Origin of the sequence: Candidatus Endolissoclinum faulkneri L2 (assembly GCF_000319385.1) — a bacterium.
Classification (GTDB): domain Bacteria; phylum Pseudomonadota; class Alphaproteobacteria; order Thalassobaculales; family Thalassobaculaceae; genus Thalassobaculum; species Thalassobaculum faulkneri.
In genome coordinates this window covers 1,063,356-1,085,895 of record NC_019566.1, presented here as the reverse complement: position 1 = coordinate 1,085,895, position 22,540 = coordinate 1,063,356, and the positions used below count along the sequence as shown (strand labels likewise).

12 protein-coding genes and 2 tRNA genes are annotated in these 22,540 nt (G+C 33.9%); 7 read left to right on the top strand and 7 right to left on the bottom strand.

Annotated features, from left to right (window positions below; translation table 11 throughout):
• Nucleotides 1–247: 247 nt before the first annotated feature.
• Entirely contained in the window at nt 248–1,246 is a 999-nt protein-coding gene (rsmH, locus tag A1OE_RS03215; RefSeq protein WP_237737649.1) for a 16S rRNA (cytosine(1402)-N(4))-methyltransferase RsmH, read from the bottom strand.
• A 484-nt stretch (nt 1,247–1,730) separates the two neighbouring features.
• Between rsmH and A1OE_RS03210 the strand changes: the two genes are divergently transcribed.
• The 5 genes from A1OE_RS03210 to A1OE_RS03190 all read left to right on the top strand — a co-directional run bounded on the left by A1OE_RS03210 (nt 1,731) and on the right by A1OE_RS03190 (nt 6,868).
• Nucleotides 1,731–1,815 (top strand) — tRNA-Leu (locus A1OE_RS03210).
• Between the two features lie 910 nt (nt 1,816–2,725).
• Nucleotides 2,726–2,812, top strand: a tRNA-Leu gene (locus tag A1OE_RS03205).
• A gap of 1,115 nt (nt 2,813–3,927) precedes the next feature.
• Nucleotides 3,928–4,290, top strand: coding sequence for an NADH:ubiquinone oxidoreductase subunit NDUFA12 (locus tag A1OE_RS03200; RefSeq protein ID WP_237737648.1), 363 nt, complete (start codon nt 3,928–3,930; stop codon nt 4,288–4,290).
• Nucleotides 4,271–4,804, top strand: a complete 534-nt coding sequence (gene mlaD, locus A1OE_RS03195) for an outer membrane lipid asymmetry maintenance protein MlaD (protein ID WP_015088862.1) — start codon at nt 4,271–4,273, stop codon at nt 4,802–4,804. Before A1OE_RS03200 ends, mlaD begins: the two co-directional genes overlap by 20 nt.
• Before the next feature lie 1,638 nt (nt 4,805–6,442).
• On the top strand, nt 6,443–6,868 hold the full coding sequence (locus tag A1OE_RS03190; RefSeq protein ID WP_015088858.1) for a DUF2155 domain-containing protein: 426 nt from the start codon (nt 6,443–6,445) through the stop codon (nt 6,866–6,868).
• A 462-nt stretch (nt 6,869–7,330) separates the two neighbouring features.
• Here the strand turns inward: A1OE_RS03190 and accC are convergent, their stop codons facing one another.
• Nucleotides 7,331–8,674 carry an acetyl-CoA carboxylase biotin carboxylase subunit gene (gene accC / locus A1OE_RS03185; RefSeq protein ID WP_193353773.1) on the bottom strand — a complete coding sequence of 448 codons (1,344 nt, stop codon included), beginning with the start codon at nt 8,672–8,674 and terminating at the stop codon, nt 7,331–7,333.
• Nucleotides 8,675–8,704: 30 nt separating this feature from the next.
• A complete protein-coding gene (locus tag A1OE_RS03180; protein ID WP_015088855.1) occupies nt 8,705–9,148 on the bottom strand; it encodes an acetyl-CoA carboxylase biotin carboxyl carrier protein in 444 nt (147 codons plus the stop codon).
• A 1,035-nt stretch (nt 9,149–10,183) separates the two neighbouring features.
• On the opposite strand from A1OE_RS03180, the gene A1OE_RS03175 reads away from it, so the two are divergent.
• A complete protein-coding gene (locus tag A1OE_RS03175) occupies nt 10,184–11,122 on the top strand; it encodes an L-threonylcarbamoyladenylate synthase (RefSeq protein WP_015088854.1) in 939 nt (312 codons plus the stop codon).
• A 125-nt stretch (nt 11,123–11,247) separates the two neighbouring features.
• Nucleotides 11,248–12,687, top strand: a complete 1,440-nt coding sequence (locus A1OE_RS03170; RefSeq protein WP_044283280.1) for an FAD-binding oxidoreductase — start codon at nt 11,248–11,250, stop codon at nt 12,685–12,687.
• 1,385 nt (nt 12,688–14,072) lie between these two features.
• Here A1OE_RS03170 and A1OE_RS03165 read toward each other — a convergent pair.
• From A1OE_RS03165 to A1OE_RS04165, 4 genes are all read right to left on the bottom strand, one after another.
• Nucleotides 14,073–15,521 (bottom strand): aldehyde dehydrogenase family protein, encoded by a 1,449-nt coding sequence (locus tag A1OE_RS03165; protein ID WP_015088849.1) that lies wholly within the window; start codon nt 15,519–15,521, stop codon nt 14,073–14,075.
• Between the two features lie 1,520 nt (nt 15,522–17,041).
• The gene (locus tag A1OE_RS03160; RefSeq protein WP_044283279.1) at nt 17,042–18,445 is read right to left on the bottom strand and encodes a TolC family outer membrane protein; all 1,404 of its coding nucleotides are present in this window, start codon (nt 18,443–18,445) and stop codon (nt 17,042–17,044) included.
• Between the two features lie 67 nt (nt 18,446–18,512).
• Nucleotides 18,513–19,172, bottom strand: coding sequence for a protein-L-isoaspartate O-methyltransferase family protein (locus A1OE_RS03155; RefSeq protein ID WP_015088847.1), 660 nt, complete (start codon nt 19,170–19,172; stop codon nt 18,513–18,515).
• Nucleotides 19,173–20,463: 1,291 nt separating this feature from the next.
• Nucleotides 20,464–22,392, bottom strand: a complete 1,929-nt coding sequence (locus A1OE_RS04165) for a glycosyltransferase (RefSeq protein WP_015088844.1) — start codon at nt 22,390–22,392, stop codon at nt 20,464–20,466.
• Nucleotides 22,393–22,540 lie beyond the last annotated feature (148 nt).

Genomic DNA, 22,540 nt, shown 5'->3' with positions numbered 1-22,540 from the left:
TGCCATAATATTATTAATATTAATGCAATAATTTTTTTTTCTAGGTTTATTGTTTTTTCTAAAAAAATCCTTAATCTGGTAAGGCCTTGAAAGAAAAATAATACTTAAAGATTAATTCAGCTAAGGAAATGTTATTAAAAGCAAAGTTAATTAGTGCTAGGATTTAATATGGTAAGTTAGTTTGTATTAAACTGTTTTTAAAAAAATCACTATTCAATACTTATTGCTAACCAACAAATAAAAAATGTTAAACAATTTTATTGCTTTTTTCTTGTAATCTCCATGCTAAAGCTTCAGTGCGATAACCAATTCGTAAACGAGCAGAACGAGCACGAGGGTTTTGCGCAATCTCGTCCTTCTGTGGAAGGATTAGTGGAAATAGTGTATTGACAAAAGTAGGCGAAAAGCCTGTGCATTTGCCAGCAATAGCTTCTAGATCATAGCGTGAGGGGTTGGGATCATGCCCAGAACGCTTACGTAATAAAAGCTTTACCTTTCGATCTTCCAACGAATGAAAAGAAACTACTGCAAGCTTACCACCAGGAGCTAATAATTGTTCTGCGGCATCCAAACCATGCTCAAGTTCTTCAAGTTCATTGTTCACATAAATGCGTAAAGCTTGAAAGGTACGAGTAGCTGGATCAATACTCTTGTAATTTGAATAAGGCAGTGAACGCCGAACAAGAGCAGCAAGATCACTTGTCCTGTTAATAGGAACAATTTTCCTTGCCTCGACAATTGCTTTGGCAATACGACAGGCGTAACGCTCTTCTCCTAAATAGAAAATAATATCGGATAATTCTTTTTTGCTTGCTGTATTGACTAAATCAGCAGCTGTCATGCCACTACTTTCCATCCGCATGTCAAGTGGTCCATCGAAGCGAAAAGAGAAGCCACGTTTAGGATTGTCCATCTGTGCAGAAGAAAAGCCTAAGTCAAGGGTTACGCCATCTACAGTAGAATATCCAGCAGTTTTAGCAAGCGTATACATTTGACTAAATCTGCCTTGTAAGGGAATAAGATGCTTTCTCTTTCTATCATTAAATTCTTTTTTCATGATTTGGGCACGAGCAATTGATTCAGGGTCTCGATCAATGGCAAGAACAGTACAATCAGCTTTTTCCAATATTGCCCGAGTATAACCACCAGAACCAAAAGTGCCATCTAGATAACACTTCCCTGAAATAGGAGCTAGTGCAGTTAACATTTCAGACAATAGCACCGGAATATGTATTCTACTATTCACTGAATTTCTTAACTTTAATTTTAAGTTTACTAAAAACCTTAGTGTGGTAATTCGCAAGATTTTTTGAAAAAAAATTTGTTTGAATAAGGTAGTATTCAACATATGGTTAGAATTTTCATTAAAATAATAAAATAATATCTTAATATTTTATTATTTTAGTTTTACAATCATAAATTAAGGTGTTTTCTAATTTATAATAAAAAATAATTAATGCCGTATATGCTAATAGTTGGTTTTTCTAAAAGACATCAAAACAATTAAATCTAATTATTTTATTTTGTTATGCTATATTTAATAGCCAATTAGGAAACAATGAGACATTATATGTTGCCATTTTTATTTTATGATAAAAAAGTCTATTTATACGTAAAAAATATATCAAAATTAACATATCTAAATTATATTCAGTGTAAGTAGGATGCGTTTGGTTTAAAAAAATTATGTCAAGACTACATTACGAGTATTTTGCTCCGCATGATATACTGGCCCCGTGGCGGAATTTGGTAGACGCACGCGACTTAAAATCGCGAGCCTATGGCGTGAGGGTTCGAGTCCCTCCGGGGCCACCAAAAATTTTTTAATTATTATACTCACATTATAGTCGATTAGCGATTAATTATAATTGTTTATGGCTTATTATGGGATATTTTTTCGCACTGTTGAGTAATTTTTTGTATTGCTAATTTCTTTTTTCTGAAAAACCACTAGTATTATCAATGAAAGGTGATAAAAATTTTAGGCAATCTTTATTTATTCATCATTAAACTTGATTTCGGCTAGCAGCCTGCGGGGAAAGATAGAAATAATTTTACTTGACCAAGGCAATATAAGCTTTGATTGTGTGAGTTATAATTTGCTGAATTTAAGTTAATTTTCCTTAATCAGTGCTTATTGAATGTTTTTATTTAGCTTTTGGTTGTCTTTGGCGTAACTAAAAGTTTTTTATTAATTTATTAAATAAGGATATCTTATATGCAGATGCATAAGATTTTTTTTAACACACAAAATCAATAGATTACTTTTGTATACTATGAAATAAATTAGTAGTTTTCTTTTTAAATTTATTTTAACTATTTATTCCCTAAGAATTATAAAGTAATTTATCAAATTCTGAATAATTTATGATTATATCTAACTTGCAATCGCTAGTCAATTAGTAACTAAGCGTTTGAGGTAATTTTCCCTATGGAAATTATTAATAGATTAAACTGCATATTTGATTGTGTAACTTTTTTGTTTATTTTTATAGTTTTTACGACAGATGCTTTGGACTTTTCAAATAGTTCACGTCGTCTGCTTAAAGCAATTTAATGTGTTAATATATTATAAAGTAACATGGTAATCGGTTATCGCTTCGACTAAGCTAAGCATGCTTAATTGACAAGAATCACCAATAATATTTAAATTAATTTTCTAGGCTAGCGGTAATAATTTGTTATTGACTTGTATTATCTATATGATAAGAATTCTATGATTCTAGCCCCCGTGGCGGAATCGGTAGACGCGGCAGACTCAAAATCTGTTTTTCGCAAGAAATTGTTCGTTCGAGTCGAACCGGGGGTACCAAATAAGTTTCCTAATTTTACTGATGGGTGTTTATTTGTAATAAGTTATGCCTTGTCTCTCTTAATGAGAGACATAAAAACGTTTTGAATTAGAGGTAGTTTTTATACTTTAATTTGAATGAATTACTTTGGTAAGTATTATTATTGTTTATCTATGCATGTTATTCAACAATTGTATTACATTAATTAGTTGTATTAATTTTTGATTTTGATGACTTAAAAATTAATACAACTTGCTATATATAACTGAATATATTTTAGAGCTGTAATCAGTTATCTAGTTTGTTTTATTTAAAATATTTTATTTAATTTTGTAATGTGTTTAATTTGTTTTTGAGCAATAATATTTCTAATATTCGTTGTCGCAGTTAATTATTAATTTTATTTATTACTATTTCATTGTAATCTTAATGATAATTAATATTATTTAAGTATAATTAACTTGTTTATGATTATTATTTTATTTCATGATACTGAACTTAACATAGCTTTGTATAATTAGTTATTCGTGCTCATTGATGTGAAAAGAATTAAAATTAATCTATTCTAGCTAATGAACAATAGCACAGCTAATTAAGCTAAGCATGTATATATTACGATTACATTTAAGGCTTAAAAGTGCAGTCAATACTGTGCTTCGGCTAAACAAACAGCTTTATTATCTAAGTCATACCAATAGATTTGTATAAAGTTTTTGTCGATAATTTGCTAGGAGGATAAATTAATCTACTTGCTAAGGATTATTAAAGAAACTGGATTATTTAATTGATGAAGTATGTTATATTGAATTTAGGATTTTTTTTGCTAGATTTTGATTAGCACTGAATGATTTCATATACTACAGCACGTTCTTGTATAAAAATGATTAAATTTTGTATTGTTTGTTAGGTAAAATGATTAGTTTGTAGATAGAGTAGTAAATTATTATTTAATTATTAATTTACTGATATTTTGTTGCATTTTATCGATTATTTAGATTACTAAGTCCAATATTTAATAACTTTGGTAAACCTACTAAGATAAGTTTGTAAACATTAAGAAACGATATCGATTTATAAATGTGATAAGGATATTGTAGTTTGATATACTAATTAAGGTTGAGCAATGAAGTTTGAAATGAGGATATATACTTACATAAATGGCAAATTTGTTGGTAAAGATATTTATGGTAACAAATATTACATCCATTGCCGTGGCGTTCTGCGAAATGGTCGCGAGATGAGATGGGTTATCTACAATGGTCTTGTAGAAGCTTCTAAAATTCCACCAAATTGGCATCACTGGCTACATCATGTCAGCAATGAAGTGCCCGAGGAAACCGATTCTCGACGCTTTGTTTGGCAGAAGAAACATGAGCCAAATCTTACCGGAACGCTCTATGCCTATCGTCCAGCAGGTCACCTTTTAGAAGGCGCTAAGCGCGATAAGGCAACAGGAGATTACCAACCCTGGACGCCGAGTGATTCGGCAGGAATATGATCCATTGAGTAAATCTCTAATTGAAACATTGATAGGAGCAATTGTTTTAGCCTTTGCTGGAGTGTTTCTATTCTATGTATATACTTTTTCGCAGTTCAACATGAGAAATGAATATGATGTTACTGCTTATTTCACCACTGTAGGTGGTCTAAAGCCAGGTAGTGATGTTCGCATGTCTGGCCTTAAAATTGGTACTGTATCAGGGCAATCTTTAGATCCAAAGACCTACTTAGCAAAAGTTACTTTGAGTATTGATAATTCTATTAAGCTTCCCATAGATTCTAGCGCTGCTATTTCCAGTGACGGCTTATTCGGTAATAATTATGTTAATTTGCTACCTGGCGGTGATCAAAAGATATTGAAGCCGGGTGAAAGAATCGAAATAACTCAAGAAGCTATTGACTTTGTTCAGATGATGAGCCGTTTTATTTTCCAGTCAGCTAGAATAGATAGTAGACCTCAATTAAGCGAATTAAATCCTGTCAAGACTCAATCAGGCAAGCCAGGTTTTTAGTTTTCACAAAGTATTAAATGTAAGCAGCTAAATTTTGCATAGATAATTTAATCGGCTTTGCTTTTTTTAAAATTTAAAGATATAAGAATGTATAGATTGGTTTTATCTTAAATTATCATCAATTGATTGGAGTTTTTTTATTTTTTTGGCACGTAACTGGAATAACCGTTAATGTTGAAGGTGAGTATAAGGTAGATTAATATTAAACTAATAATATTACTAATTGATATTTCATTGCAATCTTATTACCTCATCTTTTTAGATGATTGTTGTTATTTTAGTTAGAATCATATAATATCTTATTAAGATTATTTTGTGTATACATTTAATTAAAAGTTTTAAGTTTAATTTTTAAATCTTCTGCTGTTGCATTGATTAGTTTTTATAGATAAAATAATATCTAATATTAGTTTAATTTAAATTAGCTGTATTAATTATTAAAAACCCTACTCTTAACTTATTAAATTTTGCTTTTATAGAGAAATAGATTAGCCTGAAATCTTTCATGGATAATTCATTAGTATTTCTTTATTAATTATGATAAATAGTTAGCGTTAAATTACTTGCATAATTTGTTTTTTTGGACATAACCATTAGCATGGTTACTTAAGTATAGTAAACGAATAGCAATAAATATTTCTTTTTTTTTAAAAATTTAAGTTGTCAGCTATTGCATTATTCACTAATCCTTTTTTAATTTGCTTTTTATAACGTTTTATTAGCAAGATTACTTTTGATCTATTTGGGTGTTAAGGATGTGTTATATAATTAGTTGTTTAACCTAGCTTTTAGTTATCACTTTTTGAAGCGTTGTTTCTTAATAATAGTAGTAAATTTGTGGTATGTTTGTATTAAGAAATTAGCGCGTTATTATAACAACTTAGATTATTTTTGGATATTTATCAGCGAATATTATGCCTTATATCTTATGAAACAATTTGTATTTTTGAAAGATTGTGAAAAGTAAACAGGGAAAGCTGGCAAGTATAGAGCTATTCATAATTGGTTTAATATTGCGCTAATTAATATTTATTTAATTCTGTAATATGCCTGATTGAATATTTCTGCTGGCATATTTATTGTAAAAATTTATTGTTCGATATTTTGCTTGCTACTTCATAGCAGATCGATAAGTTACTTAACTGCTATAATTTTTTATCTCTAATTGTATTAATTAGATAAATGATTTATCACTATAATAATTACTAAATGTGCTAAAATAGTAAAACTAAGTTTATTATCTAATAATAATTACATTAATTGTTTTAAATCATCTTTATAATATAATATTACTTTTTCTAGTAAGCAAATTATTTGAAAAATTGTCTTAATATTTTTTACTTAAAAATGTTAGTGTTTAATTACAAACCTTTTAGTGGTACAAATAGTTTCTTATTCAAGATTGCTAAAGTGATTTTCCAGAAGATATCAACTGATATATTTTGAGAAATGTAAATAATTGGCTATTTAAGAAAATACCTAAACTGCTTATTAATTAATAAGATTAATTTATTTTAAATATTTCATTAGTAATTTTTTTTTACAGAAACATTCCTTTGTCATTAAGATACAAATCTGATATCTAACAGAATAATAGAAATTATTGAGGATAAAATAGAGCATGGATACTTTTAAAGTATGAGTCAAGTAGGCTTATTAAGAACTATTGCCTCTGTGTGCATGGGAGCTAGTATTAATCTACAAGCTTTTGACGTTTGCGCTCAAATTCTTCCACTTAAAAATGAATGGCGCCAGCACAATGTTGCTGTTTTGCAGGGATTAAATAAGGTTACTGGAAGGATCACCTCTTTTGAGGTGATGATTGGACACATTGTGTCCTTTGGTACATTTAGGATACGTGTTGATACTTGCCAAGACTTGCCTCCAATTCTGCCGCCAGAAAGTGCAGCATTTCTACATATTGAAGATCAGTTACCGGACGAAGAAATATGTGATTTGTTTACTGGTTGGATGTTTGCTTCTAGCGTTAGCTTACATGCGGTGGAGCATCCTATTTATAGCATTTGGTTGATATCTTGTAGAAGTAATTTTATAGACGATTAGTAATTCGCTTATCATTAAACTAAGTTAATTTTTTTTGCTATTGCTAATATCAAGGATTAATTGGCTGAACTTTTGTTCAGAGAACTTTTGCATTGAAAAAGTTGGATAATTATTAGCGAACTAAATTCTTCAAAGTAAAGCAACTTGCTTTTAAGTTAAGTAAGCAAATTAACTAATGACACTTTTGAATTATCGGTTATTCGATTAAATATGCATCCTCTCTGAAGAATGCCTTGGCGAATGCTACTTTATTTACTAAAGTTTTTCCAACAGCATAGTAGCAATAGCTATTGGGTATCAAGGAAGAATAATCTAGGCTAATTTGCTTCTTAGTTAATGATAAAAATATCTACGAATATACATTAGTAAAAGCAGCTCCGTTTGTATCTCCGATATTGAATTATTGCAGTTGTAAACTACTACGTAATCTGATACGCACAGCTCTGCTAACAATGAGATTAATTAGGATTTAGATAAATAATCCCTTTCCAACCAACGAATGGAGTATTCCCCGCTGCGAAAAATTGGATCTAGCAGTAGATTTGCATGCAATGGAATAGTTGTCGAAATTCCACTGATTACGTACTCACCCAATGCTCGTTCAGCACGCATTAGGCATTCTTGACGATTAGCCCCGTGTATAATTACTTTGGCTATTAAGCTATCGTAATGTGATGGTACACTATAACCGGCATAAAGTGCGCTATCTACACGCACACCTAACCCGCCAGGTTGATGGTAATCATTAATTTTTCCTGGATTAGGTTGAAATGTGCAAGGATCTTCAGCATTTATGCGGCATTCAATTGCATGTCCGTTAAAAGTTATGTCTTGCTGTGCTATGCCTAACGACTTGTTAGCTGCGATTTCAATCTGCAGACGGACCAAGTCGATCCCGGTTATCGCTTCGGTGATCGGGTGTTCGACTTGTAAACGAGTATTCATTTCGATAAAGTAAAACTCATCCTTTTCGTAAAGGAATTCCATAGTACCAAGGCTACAATACCCCATATTGCGCATAGCAGCGACAATGCGATTACCAATATTATCGCGCACAGCCGGCGTAAGAACTAGAGATGGAGCTTCCTCGATGATTTTTTGGTGACGACGCTGAATAGAGCAATCACGCTCTCCGAGATGAATCACGTTGTTGTGATTGTCAGCGGCAATTTGAATTTCAATATGTCGAGGATTTTCAAGATATCTCTCTATATAAACAGCTTCATTGCCAAAGGCAGCAGCACTTTCGCGTCGAGCAGTTGTATAAGCTTCTTCAATGTTATTTGGACTATTGGCAACCTTCATACCGCGTCCACCGCCGCCATTCGCAGCTTTAATTACTACAGGATAGCCGATACGATTAGCTTCATCTTTAGCTGCTCTTATATCATCCACTGGCTTTTCAGAGCCTGGTACGCACGGAATGCCAAGCTTAATCATCATTTTTTTAGCTGTGATTTTGTTGCCCATAAAATGGATATGCTTTGACCTGGGACCAATGAACGTAATACCATGAGCTTCAACGATTTCAGCAAAGGCTGCGTTTTCCGATAGAAAACCCACCCCTGGATGAATTGCATCAACATTAGTGATAGCAGCTGCTGATAAAATGGCAGGTATATTGAGATAACTATCGATTGCTGATGCCGGACCTATACACACACTTTCATCTGCAAGTCTTACATGCATGGCGTTAGCATCTGCTGTCGAGTGTATAGCTACTGTTTTGATACTCATTTCACGACAAGCACGATGAATGCGAAGAGCAATTTCCCCGCGATTGGCGATCATTATCTTGCTAAACACGCTTTACTAGCCCCCTGAGCAATAAATAAATTATTCTAGGACCAAAAGCGGCTGACCAAATTCTACAGGCTGCCCGTTCTGTACATGCACTGCCTTAACTTTGCCGGCTCTTGGAGCTGGGATTGGGTTCATAGTTTTCATCGCTTCGACTATCATAATTGTTTGGCCACTACGTACGCTAGAGCCAATGGGTGCGAAGGCTGCGGCATTCTCCTCTGGAGCAAGATAAGCAGTTCCAACCATTGGTGAAGGTATCACATCGCCATCTTCTACTGTATTTCCGCTTGTATCTGAATCTGATATTGCTGCAGTTGTAGTAGAAGCTGATACTTGTGTAGTATAAGCTGCATTAATCTTTGGATTAGATATACGAATACGTAGGTCACTTGTCGCGTATTCCAGTTCGCCTAGTTCATTCTCTTTTAATAACTCGACTAGTTTGCGAATCAAATTTTCTTCCAAATTATTCTTCATGGAAATTTTTCCTTGAATTGCAGCTAATTATAATTTTTTGTAAGGCTGCAATATAAATTTCAAGCTCAGAAAGCAACAATATACTATTCTTTAAATGCGTATGAAAAAACAGGAATGATAAAATAATATTTTGCTGAGGTGCGCGTTAAATAGATTAATGATAATCATTCAGTACTCCACTCCAGGTTAATAACGTAATGACTAATTTAATACTTACGTCCTCATCTTAAGTGTATAAACGGATAACGCTAAAGTCAGTAATTCATTTTTATCTTTGGTATAGGGTAACAAAGTTTAATTCAAAGTAAGGCTTGTAATAAATTCAAGTAAAAAATCAAATCCATACGACTCATTATCTCGTCATCTCACTTAATAGTTTATTTTTTTATCTTAGCTATACAAGTAGGCGTGGAACATATCATAAAACTAAACGAAGTTCAAATCTACTTATTCAAGATTGTTAGATTAATGCTTATCCTGTTAAATCATGTTCTATAAATTAGCAGGATAGCATGATTTTTAATTATAAGATAGTCGGCGTTATCTTAACAAATTTATCATCTTTTGATATTATCTTAATGCGAATTAGTTTGAAATAATTCGGCTTTAGAGTGCGGTTCTGGGAAATGTTGATAATTAACTAAAGATTATTTACTGGAAAAAATTTTTCATATTTGATGTTTTTTTATTTGAATTGATTGTCAAATGATCTTACTTTTCATTCCATTACCGCAAGGGGCAAATTTTTGCATGAAAAATATTTTCTTGCATTAACTGAGTATTTGTTCAAATTTTAGTATCTATACTGCTTGTATTTTAACGCTGATACCTAATCCACCTGAGAAAATGTCATTTGTACAGACAGTTTTTTTTGCAGTGCTTAATCGTATTTTTAGCTTTATCCTTCTTGATTAGCTTGGCATATTCACTGATATGTTAGTTTAATTATCGTAGTTAGCGCATGATAATTATTTATTATGGGTTATTTAGGCGACACTTTAGGTTATTTTTGCTGCATTTCTTAAAGTATTATATATGTATACGCATGTTTATTCTATAAACGATCCAATGGCTCGAGCCGAAGCTGGAAGAGTTATACTTAATGGAGGTTTGGTTGCTTTTGCAACCGAGACAGTATATGGTCTTGGTGGAGATGCAACTAATGAAATGGCGGTAGCGAAGATATTTGCTTACAAGGCACGACCTCTGTATAATCCACTTATTAGCCATGTACATGATGCGAGATCTGCTTTTGCTATTGGTCAAGCTACTTCTGCAGCCCTTGCTATGGCAGATGTTTTTTGGCCTGGCCCTTTAACATTAGTGATGAAATTAATGGACGGTTTTCCGCTTGCTTGTTTAACGTCAGCAAATATGGATACTGTGGCTATTAGAGTACCAGGTGATCCTACAACTCGCGCTTTGCTTTCGGAAATTGGTCGACCAATAGCTGCTCCGAGTGCTAATCGCTCTGGGCGTTTGAGTCCGACTACAGCCGATCATGTAATAGCAGAGGGTTTTGATGGATTAAAAATTATTCTAGATGGTGGTTGTTGCATGCTGGGTGTGGAAAGTACGGTTTTAGATGTGTCTAGTGGAATACCCAGGCTTTTACGTCCAGGAGCCGTCACTCAGGAACAAATAGAGGAAGTAGTAGGTCCTATTAAGCTTGCCAGTGATAATGCTAGATTATTGTCTCCTGGAATGCTGGCTAGTCATTATGCACCAATTGCATCGCTGCGCTTGAATGCCACCGAGTTATGGGATGGAGAGGTAGGGTTGGATTTTGCTGGCCAGCTGGGCGCAGATATGGATCTTAGTTCATTGGGTGATTTGCTGGAAGCTGCATCTAATTTATTTGCTTATTTGCGTACTCTTGATCTGCCAGGCATTAAAACCATTGCAGTCGCTCCTATCCCTCGTAGAGGGCTTGGGGTCGCTATTAATGATCGTCTACAACGTGCTGCAGTTTGATTGTATGAATTATGATTATACATATTATCACCTATCAGTAATATATCTTGATTTTTGCTTGAATAAGCCTTGTTGCTTTAACTTTTTTTACAAAATTTTATTACCTCGTTATGAGGAGAACAGCTATGGCTAATATTACTGCAAACAGACCGGATTTTATTAATGTACTGGAACGTATTAAGCAAGTAGTTGGGCCAAAAGGCTGGACTAACGATCTTGAATCCATGCTGCCATATATGACAGATTGGCGTGGTATTTGTAGAGCTGAAGCGCTTATGGTAGTTAGACCTAAAACTACAGAAGAGATTGCTAAATTAGTTACGCTCTGTGCAGAAGGATGTATTTCGATTATTCCTCAGGGTGGTAATACTTCTTTATGCGGTGGATCAATACCACTCAATAGTGGTGAGGAGATCATTGTATCGCTTGCACGAATGAATAAAGTTCTAAATGTTGATCCTGATAATTATACTATAACCGTAGAAGCTGGGTGCATTCTTAAAGACTTACAGAATGCTGCTTCTAAAGCGAATCGCTATTTTCCGTTATCTTTGGCTGCTGAAGGTAGTGCGATGATAGGTGGTAATTTGTCGACTAATGCCGGCGGTACTAACGTACTAAGATATGGCAATGCTCGTGATCTAGTACTTGGACTTGAAGTTGTGCTGGCAGATGGGCGGATATGGAACGGATTACGTGGATTGCGGAAAGATAATACTGGTTATGATCTTAAGCATCTTTTTCTCGGCTCCGAAGGCACACTTGGTATTATAACCGCAGCCGTGCTAAAGATTTTTCCTAAACCAACCGAAGTTTGCAGTGCATTCTGCGCTGTACCTAATGTCGATGCTGCAGTTACTTTGCTAGGAATTGCTCGGGCAGAGAGTGGTGACGCGGTAGAAACCTTTGAGTTAATGCCTCGTTTGATGATTGATCTAGTAATGAAACATATTGCTGATTGCAAGGATCCTTTGAAAGAACGCTATGATTTCTACGTTCTGATAGAATTAGTTTCCAGCGCTTCGGTAGATAGTGGAATATCAGAACGCTTGGAATCAATTTTGAGTAATGCTTTTGAATCTGGACTAGTGATTGATGCCGCTATTGCTCAAAACGAAACCCAACGCCAAGCATTTTGGAAGCTGCGTGAAAATGCTTCTGAAAGCCAAAGAATTGAGGGTGCGTCCATCAAAAATGACATTTCAGTGCCAGTGTCGCGCATCGCCGAGTTTTATGATACTGCCTGGATTAAATTGGCAGAAATTGAACCTAATATACGCTTGGTTGCTTTTGGTCATATTGGTGACGGCAATTTGCACTATAATTTACAAATTTCAGAACACGGCGATAAAAATGCTTTCTTGGCTCGTTATGAAGAGTTTAGTCGGGTTGTTAATGAAATTGTTGTGGAAATGGGAGGATCGATCAGTGCTGAGCATGGCATAGGTCGTTTTAAACGTAAAGAACTTGCCTATTATAAGGATAAAGTTTCCATGGATCTTATGGGATCTATCAAAAATTCCATGGATCCTGCCGGAATTCTTAATCCTGGAAAGGTAGTATAATCCATAGCTAATAAAACTAGTTTGTAAATATATATTTCAAATATCTTTGTTATTGATCGATTAGTTATGTTTATGCTTTAACCTAGTTGCTAAATTAATTTTATTTGAATATACTTACATCCTTTGATTTTTTAAAAATGTGTCTAATAGTGGAGTAAGTATGATCTTTAGCAGTTAATGAATTGGCGAACGTACTATTTCATAGTTAACATAGAAGAGGTGCATTTCTAGTAAAGACATGGCATTGCATTTGATTCAAGCTAAATTATCGTTTGCTACTGCTGCAATATAGAACGATATTTAGGCTTTCGCACAAATACTAGTAGATAATTATACGGCATTTCTCTTAATTGTTATTAGGTTCTGTGGTAAGAAATTAAGGTTATATTCACAATTTAACCAATTGTTTAATGCAACTTTTCAAAGTTAAAACAGATGATTTGTATGCCAGTGGAGAGGTTGTAATAGATTGTAATTTAATTGAGAAAATGGTAGTAATATTAATTTTATGGTTATTATTGTTGTATTGAACTTGCTTAAGTATTAGAAGCAAAAACCTATGGTGGTTGATAAAAGTGCCTTTTTATCTTCAACATTTATTTGTTGTAGAATATTTTTTTTGCTTACTTAATTTAAAGTGGAGAGAAGTTAATAAATTAAATAACACTAATTATAATCCTTCTATTTGTTTATCTTTATTATATTGATAATGTAACTAAAAATGCTGAAGGTCTGTTTTATGTATCAGTTGTAAAAATATTACCGAAATTAAAACATTGATCTTTTGATGAATTATAGACACGATTATTATGCTTTTTAAATATTTTAAGTAATTTTTTTCTTTTTATCCGCTAATTATTTGATCTTTTGAAATTATTATAAGAATGCTAGAAATGCTTGTTGTGGTGCTTTTTAAGAAAAGCACATGTCTATAGTTTATTCTAGTTTGTTTACGAAATAAATATTAGTGTAGATATTCATTTTTATCATTCGTAAAGGAAAATTAGTCAACAAGTTATTTTTGTGAAAAATTATTCTTCAAGTTACTATTAAATAGAATAGTGCGATTTATTATGATGAGAATTTAATCGTACAAAAAATTTTTAACTAATTAAAATTAAATCCATTTTGGAGTACTATATTTTCTTTATCAATTTTTTAAATTGAATTAAGTGTTTGTATCTTACGACTAGGTACTTATTACATTTGATTCTAATAAGTACCTAGTCTTTCTTAGCATTCAAGTAGCTTGAGTAGATGTTTTATTTTTTTAAGATATAACGCAAATACGTTAAGTCTTCTTTAAGCAAGACAGCTACATACCGTTAATGCACATTTATGACTGCACAATGGATATAGATTACTGGTATAAATCATTATCCTTGTTATCTTATTACTGTATTCCATCCTGATATTGCTTTAACTTCCAGAAACTCTTCTAGACCGTATATTCCTCCTTCACGACCCTTACCGGATTGCTTGTAACCGCCAAATGGACTTTCTGGATGTCGTGAAGCTCCATTAAACACAACCATGCCGGAGCGTAGATGACGGGATATACGTTGGGCACGGAGTATATCACCACTCTGGACGTAGTTAGTTAGACCGTATTTAGTATCATTTGAGATTTTTATTGCTTCCGCTTCGTCATCGAATGGAATTATTGATAAGACAGGGCCAAAGATTTCTTCACGAGCAATTCTCATGGAATTATTTACATCGGCAAAAACTGTTGCTTGCACAAAATAGCCGCGATTGAAGCCGTCTGGTCTGCCAATACCACCTGCTACTAGGCGAGCTCCTTCGTCTATACCAGATTGAATCAGGTCTTGTACTTTGTTAAATTGCGCTTCAGATACTAATGGCCCAATATGATTACCGTGTTCATTTGGCTGACCTATAGCGGTATTTTTAGCTGTAGTAGAAGCAATTTCTACTGCTTCATCATAGACTGAGCGCTCTACTAGCATTCTGCTTGGAGCGTTGCAAGATTGTCCGGTATTGTTAAAGCAGTGAATAGCACCGCGCTTTACTGCTTCAGTGATATTAGCATCGGCGAATATAATGTTCGCTCCTTTTCCACCCATCTCTAAAGCTACGCGTTTAACTGTATCCGCAGAGGATCGAGTTAATCCAATGCCAACTTTTGTAGATCCGGTAAAGCTTATCATGTCAATATCAGGATGTCGGCCTATTGCATCACCAACGGTTGGGCCATCACCATTTATCAAGTTGAACACACCATCTAGAAAACCAGCTTCATCCATAAACTCTGCAAAAAGCAGCGAAGACATAGGTGCAATCTCTGATGGCTTAAGAACTACGGTACAACCAACTCCTAGCGCGGGTATAACTTTCATTGTTACTTGATTCATTGGCCAATTCCATGGAGTAATTAAACCACAAACGCCTACCGCCTCGTGTATAAGGAATTCATCTGGGGTGTCATCACGTAGATAATGCTCAAATTTGAACTCTTTCAGCACGCGAATAAATGATCTAATGTGTCCTATGCCAGCTGCAGCTTGAGAGTTGATTGCCAAATCAATAGGAGCACCCATCTCCATAGAAATTGCTTTTGCCATTTCGTCAACACGAATTTCATAAATCTCTGCCAGCTTCTCGATTTTTAGTATGCGTTCTTTTATAGGGGTATTATTCCAGATATCGAACGAATTTTTTGCTGCAGTAACTGCTTTGTTAACATCTTTGCTAGATCCTAACGAGATTACACAGACGGGCTTTTCAGTCGCTGGGTTAATTACATCGAAATCGTTAGGTAAGGTAGGTGGAATCCAAGCTCCATTGATGTAGAAGTTAGTTTTACGTAGCATTTTATATTCCTTTTACGGTCAATTATAACTAAACTATAAACACTCACGTAATTTATTAAGCATGATAAAATAAATACAGATAAACAATTTTATAGCAAAGCGATCAGTATGAATTGACCGTGATTAAATTATTGCTTTAGCTTAATAAGCAGTTTTTTGTATTTACTAGAATAGTAAAATTTCTTTCTAAATCAAAAAAAACTTAAGTAATAAAAGAAGTAGTTACTTTAGTAATTAACAAATTTTAAGGTAAATTTGTTAATTTTTAGTTAAATCTATGCTTTAAGAAACAATATTGATAAATATAACGGCTGTGTAGAGATTATGAATTAATTTTTACTTCACTTAGCGTAATATTTACTTAATCTTACTTTAATAAGATGTAAATAATATTTAACTGTTACTATTAAACTTATTATTTAATAATAGTAAAATACCTCAAATTAATTCGATTCTTTGCATATTTAATCAGTGAATTAAATCATCAAGCTAATTTAGTGTATTGATTATTTATTTTCGCTTATCTTAGTTTATATAAGCATATTATACAACGAATAAATTGCATTTATAAATTTTTTTTACAACTAGCTAGTAATGTAATTTAGCATTAAATTATTTAAATCAGTTTCAGTCTAGTTTACAATCACATAAATTTTAATTTCATTATCTGCTCTATACCATAGAGTATAGTATTTTACTTTTAATATTTTAAGGCACAATTCATCAATTACTACTAAATAAAAATTAATAGTTAAATAAAAATCTCAAATGAGTTTTTTATTGAGAGTGATTTTATCATTTTATAGATATATTTTAAAATAAAAACGTGCAAATTATAGAGGACAAGTATTCATTTACAATGATAAATTTAATTTTTAATTTTCTGTATTATCGATCAAATCATAGACAAGTATTCTAAAAAACTTCTATTTTAAAGTAATTTATTTTTAGATTAAGTTGGCATTTATTTCTATGAAATACAGACACGCAATTTGGTTATCAAAGAATTCATCTTTTAGAGCATGGTTACGAGCAATTAACGGCTTACTTGTATAATTTCCTGATAATATTTTACAAAAAGCAATGCTGACTCATCAAAATAAAATTATGCCATCTTTTTTACCGAATTAAATTAAATGTAAGATTGCTTAAATATTCCCTTTCTGAATTAAGTATGTATTGACATAAACAATAATGATATTTTAAGTAATCTTATTTTATTTATACTGGCCAATACAGCAACAAATCTTTCAGAAAAATTATCCCTCAGGCTATGCTATCGATATCTAACTTAAAAGCAGTTTGATAATTTTATCAGAAATTATTAGCGATTGTAGATCTGGGTGTAAATTGGATGTACACCACCCAATCGAATACCTTGATAATTCTTTCTCAATAGATTCATAATTCGTTACGGGATGTTTTCAGTTGAGAAACTAGCAATGGTTAGCAACATAAAATTTATACATTAGTTTATCTAAACATACTTGCTTGAAATAATATTTTCTATGAACTTTTAATTAATTGCTAGATACAGATTGCGAAATTTTGGTGCCATAATATTGAGATACAGTCTCTGTATAGTGCCAATTATAGTCATAAATCTTGACAGGCAAAGCTAGTTCTTGAGCTGATAAACGACCCAATGAAGCAAGCAGTGAGAAAGCTGCGACAATAGCATTCCTATCAGCGCTGACTAAAGCAACTTTAGCTTCCAATTGCTCGTGTTCAGCATCTAGAATGTCTAGGACGCTACGATTACCGATATTTGCTTCTTGACGTATTCCTTCAAGCGCTAGTTGAGAGGAGCTAACCGCTAATCTTAGGGATTTAATTTGCTCTATTGCAGCTTTATAGTCTTCATAGGTGCGAGTAGCTTTTTCTATTACCCCGCGGCGTGTAGCATCTACTAATAAGTGTAGTCGATTAACTTCTTCCTTAGCTGATCTAATTTGAGAATACACAGTACCTTTCTGGTAAATTGGTACAAAAAGTTGAACCTCAGCGCTGAGAGCGCTTGTATTATTGTCGTATCCTCTTGTATTATAAGATTGTTCTGCTTGAGCAATTAACGAAATTTTGGGTAAAAGCTCAGACTCAGCGTGAGATACTACATATTTTGCTTCCATTTCCTTTGATTTTGCTTGACTTATACTATAGTTTTCGCGTAGTGCAATACTAACAGCTTCTTTTCTGGTATTTGGCAAGCCAGGTGGGATTTCAGGTTTAGTTAAGATCGTTGGCGCGCTACCGATAACGCTTTCAAAAGCAGTGCGTGACTTGGTTAAATTGCTTTCTGCTTTAGTTCGTTCTGCGTCTGCGCTAGCTTGGCGTGCTTCAGATTGCGCGACGTCTGTACGCGTGATTTCACCTAATTTTAGCCTCTCCTTCGTAGCTTCTAGCTGCTTATTCAAGTGCTTACTATTGTTTATTTGTAGATCGAGAATCGCAGCATCGCGTATGACGTTCATATATGAAACAACTGCGTTGTATAAAGTATTTTGTTCCATTTCAAACAGATCAGCACGAGCGATCTTGACATTGAGTTTTGCCTTATTGATTTCTGAATCAACTCTGCCAAATGTGTAAAGAGGTTGATTAGCAGTGAGCAATCCAGTAATCGGGTAAGAACTACTATCTGCTGTTTTTACACCACGGCTGCCTGCATTAACATGGGTAATTCCAAAATTAGCTGAAACGTTGATTGTGGGCCGCCAACCGCTTTTGGCTTGAGTAACATATTCATCTGTTTGACGTAGACGTGCGCGCGCCGCCAACAATTCAGGATTATTTTCATAAGTTATTGATAAAACTTCCTTTAAATTTTGTCCGTGAGCAATTGAAATGCTGCTTATCACAGCTGCTAAGGTTATCAGGGCCAAGCATGTGGCCGGCAAACTGAGCAACTTAGCGAATAATATCATGGTACTCCTTTTGGGGTGCATTTTATAAAAGAGTAAAATATCATAAATTAATATAGTATATAATTTTTTAAAATACGAATCTTGTCTTTGTACAGAACTCAGAGAGTAAAGGAGTGCTCGCGTTAAAAAGAACTCTTCTCCCTATACGCGATCGGATTTTTTCATATAGTACCGCTAGACCAGGTCCGCTAGGTAAAGTATACTCAACCGTGACAAGTCTTCCTTTATTAGATAGTTTATCTAATAGACTCTGTGAAACAGTTTGAACACCACCGCCAATTACGATTATGTCATAAGGAGCCTGCTCATTATATCCCAAAGAAAGAGGACTATTAATAATACGTGCGTTTTCTATAGTCATAGTTTGTAGATTAAAATTTCCTGCATCTACCATGTCTTGCATGTCATCTACGCCTATGACACAAGAGACTAATTTAGATATAATGGCAGTAGAGTAGCCAGTTCCACAGGCAATATCTAACACCACATCGTTTGATTTTGGCAAAGATGCCTGTAATAAACGTGCTAACAGCATTGGTTCCAACATGTAACGGCCATCACCAATTTCTAGTGCTTTATCTACATAAGCAATGCTTTGCATAGATTTCGGTACGAAGAGTTCACGGGGGATGCTATAAAAGATGCTGATCAAATCTTTATTAGTCACTTTATTAGTTTGAATTTGGCTTGTAACCATATTCATTCTTGCTATAGCAAACTTGTCCATAACAAATACCTTAAATTTATTAGGTGTGTAGTCTTTACTTGCAAAGTAATTAGCTATAAGCTTTCTAAGCTTAGCTTATTGAACAATAAATCAGATTACCGTCATGAATTATTATGATAAAGGATTCTATAGTGGGCGAATAACCTCTTAGAGGCATTAAATTGATTGATTAAACAAGCATAATGATATATAATGGCTTTCGTTTAATTATTTTGCATAGTGACTGATTAAAGTTTTAATCAGTCACTATGCAAAATCCCGTCCAAAATTTAATAAGCAATAAGTTTAAATCAATAACCAGAGTTAATTTGTACGGTTATTGTTATTCCCTTCAAATTTAGAGATTTTAGTATTATGTAATTTATCTGATTGCGGCCAAAAATATTGTAAATTTTCCCCACATAAAGTTGTCGATAATTATAGAAATAAATAAAATTGTAGATTGTGTATTTAGCAAACTTTTCTTCTGAAAAGGGCCAATAACAAAGCTTGCTCAATTTATTTCATGGTTATTTTAAAATCAAAATAAAAAAGCTCAGGTGCTATTTCTTTGAAAGTAATTATAGTAAATGCTTTTTTGTTTACTATTGTTTTTTAGATAAAAAATTACGATCTTAATGTTTAATTTATAGATGAGCTGTATTTGCTAGATCCACTTTATGCAGCTTTTTGCAAAATAAGCGTAAAATTATAACAATATTGTCAATCTAGAAACAATAAAATATACAATTAATTTATGAATTAAATTTAATTTTTATAAATAAATTAATAAAAACGTTATTCTAAATATCAAATAGATCACAAATCTTCATTTATCATTTCATACAAACTAAAGAGTAGTGTTTTGTATTATTTTTATATATATAAAATTATTTCCTAATATAATTTGTAAGTGGAAGTGATGTAACGAGCACTATTTTTACTAAAAATTATGATTTATTTTACAGCGTTTTTATATTCATACCCCACTAAAAATTTATTCAAAGTCATCTAGAAATCTTCCTATTTCTCATAAAGATATTATATATGAGTTATTTTAATGGAAAATATTATCTCCTAAAAAAGTACTATAGCTAATTATTGAATAAAGAGTCTGACGTTATGTAATATTCTAGATTAGAAAGCGATGATCTTTTAAAAATTATTAAATCTCTGCTATAGGATGCTTAATTAAACATTTAACTTACTAAAAAGTAATTCAGCTCGAACGAGAAAAAAGTATTGTATGTTGGAGGAAAGACAGATTATAATAATCTGGAGATTGATTTGGTTTTAGATTAGTAATTTAAAACTATTCTCGCCAGCCAGCTAAAAACCCGCGAATAATAGCATAGAGTTTAGCGATTTTGTTAGTATCATAGACTATCACTTTCCATATATTGTACATTGCAGCAAAAAAATCCCACGCGATCCATGCCGGAACCTCAAAGAAAAATCTTCGCCAAACTCTTACCCGGTTGCGGTAAATCATATAAATTCGCCATGGTGGATGAGTATACATTCCTAATGTATATCCAAATAATTTGATGTGCTGAAAATCTCCTAACCGATGATCGAGTATTGCATTACCTACGCCAATTATCTCAAATTTTATCTCTCGCATGCGTAGGCAAAACTCGATATCAACGTAATCGATAAAGAACGGCACAGGCATCCATCCAACTATATCAAGCACGTTTCGCCTAATTAGGCTGCCTGAGGCGATGGCGAAAATACCAAAACGCACCAATTGTCCAGGCAGCATTGGAGTGCGATGTAAATCCCAACCCGTCTTGCTGGATAACATATATTGTTTTAGTCTACCCCTTGCATCGCGGAGTTGTGGGGATACTAGACCAACGTATTTACGATCTGAAGCCATTGACCGCCAAGCATCGAGCAATTTAATCACCATATCATCTGCCGGTACACTATCATCATCTAGAAGCAAAATCCAGTCAGCTCCTGCAGCACGAGCAATCTCTAGACCATGATTCTGAGCAGCCGCTATTCCCAGATTAGTAGTATTTTCGATAATCATTAACCCTGGATCTGCTATTATCCACTCGTGCAGATTCTGGCGTACATTTTTTGCGCTTGCATTATCCACCAGAATAACTTTAGCACTTTGTGCTAAAGCAGATTTGAGGACATCATTTAATCTTGTATCCGGGTCATGACTAACAACTACTGAGATAATAATCTCACCATCTGAGTTGATTGTTAGGCTACGGTATTGTAGGCCATTAGAAATCGGGCGCGCATCAATGCTTCGTTGTAAGAAACTTAGCGGAGACCAAGTCATAGCATCAAGCGCACTTACTTTAGCCGTTCGAGAAATAATTGAACGTTCTTGTAAGGTTTCTGGAAAAGCCTCAACCGCCTCTAGTAGTGCACTCAGTCGTATTTTTGCATTGGCCAATTCACCACGAAAAAGTTCTGTTAACACACCTGCAACTGCTAAAGCGATCATTACTGGAGAAAACATTAACGCTGCTAAGCCAGGCATACATCTAGCATAAGTCAAAACACGGTTTCTCGTGGCAAATCGTAAGACAAAATTTGAAGATGCTGAGCTTGATCCCACATGATGTACGACAGCCCATGGGGTAATTAGAGCCTGCCATCCAGCTCTTCTTAATCGTATGGCAAGGTCTACATCCTCATAATAACAAAAAAATCGCTCGCAAAATCCTCCTACCATATCGAATGCTTCACGTCGGTACAATGCAGCAGTAGCGCATGCTCCAAAAATTATGCTTTCTGCTATTGGCAGTGCAAGACTATTCTTGCCACCTCGCCATGCTGCCCCCCAAGGGGAATACATGTCGCCCATTCCGTCTAGTCTATTTATATTCTTCGCGCTAAGTTGTACGGAGGCAATAGCAGCGGCTTCGGGATGACGATTAGCGGCATTAACTAGAGCATCTAACCATCCTGGTGTGGCGAAAGCATCTGGGTTGAGCGTTACTAAATAATTTCCTTTTGCTAATTTTGCTGCCAAATTACTGCCGGCGGCAAAGCCTACATTATCTATTAAACGAACTAGGTGTAGCCAATTGTAATAAGGGATTGATTCGATTGAACCATCTGTTGACGCATTATCAACCAGAATCACCTCAAACGCTCTCATACTCTGATAATCTAGCGCTTTTAGGCACCTGTTTAGATTAAAACCAGACTGATACGCCACAATTAAAATAGATACAACTGTGTGGGATATCGTCGTAGCCTCCTTCACTGGCTTACTCTACACTACCAAGAAATTTATAACACAACATATAGAAAGCTTCCCTCGAAGCTATTCACTAATTGTTAAGATTATCAAACCAGGATAAACTATTTATCTTTATCCCATTAAGAATGATCTTGATGGGATATTTGCCTTA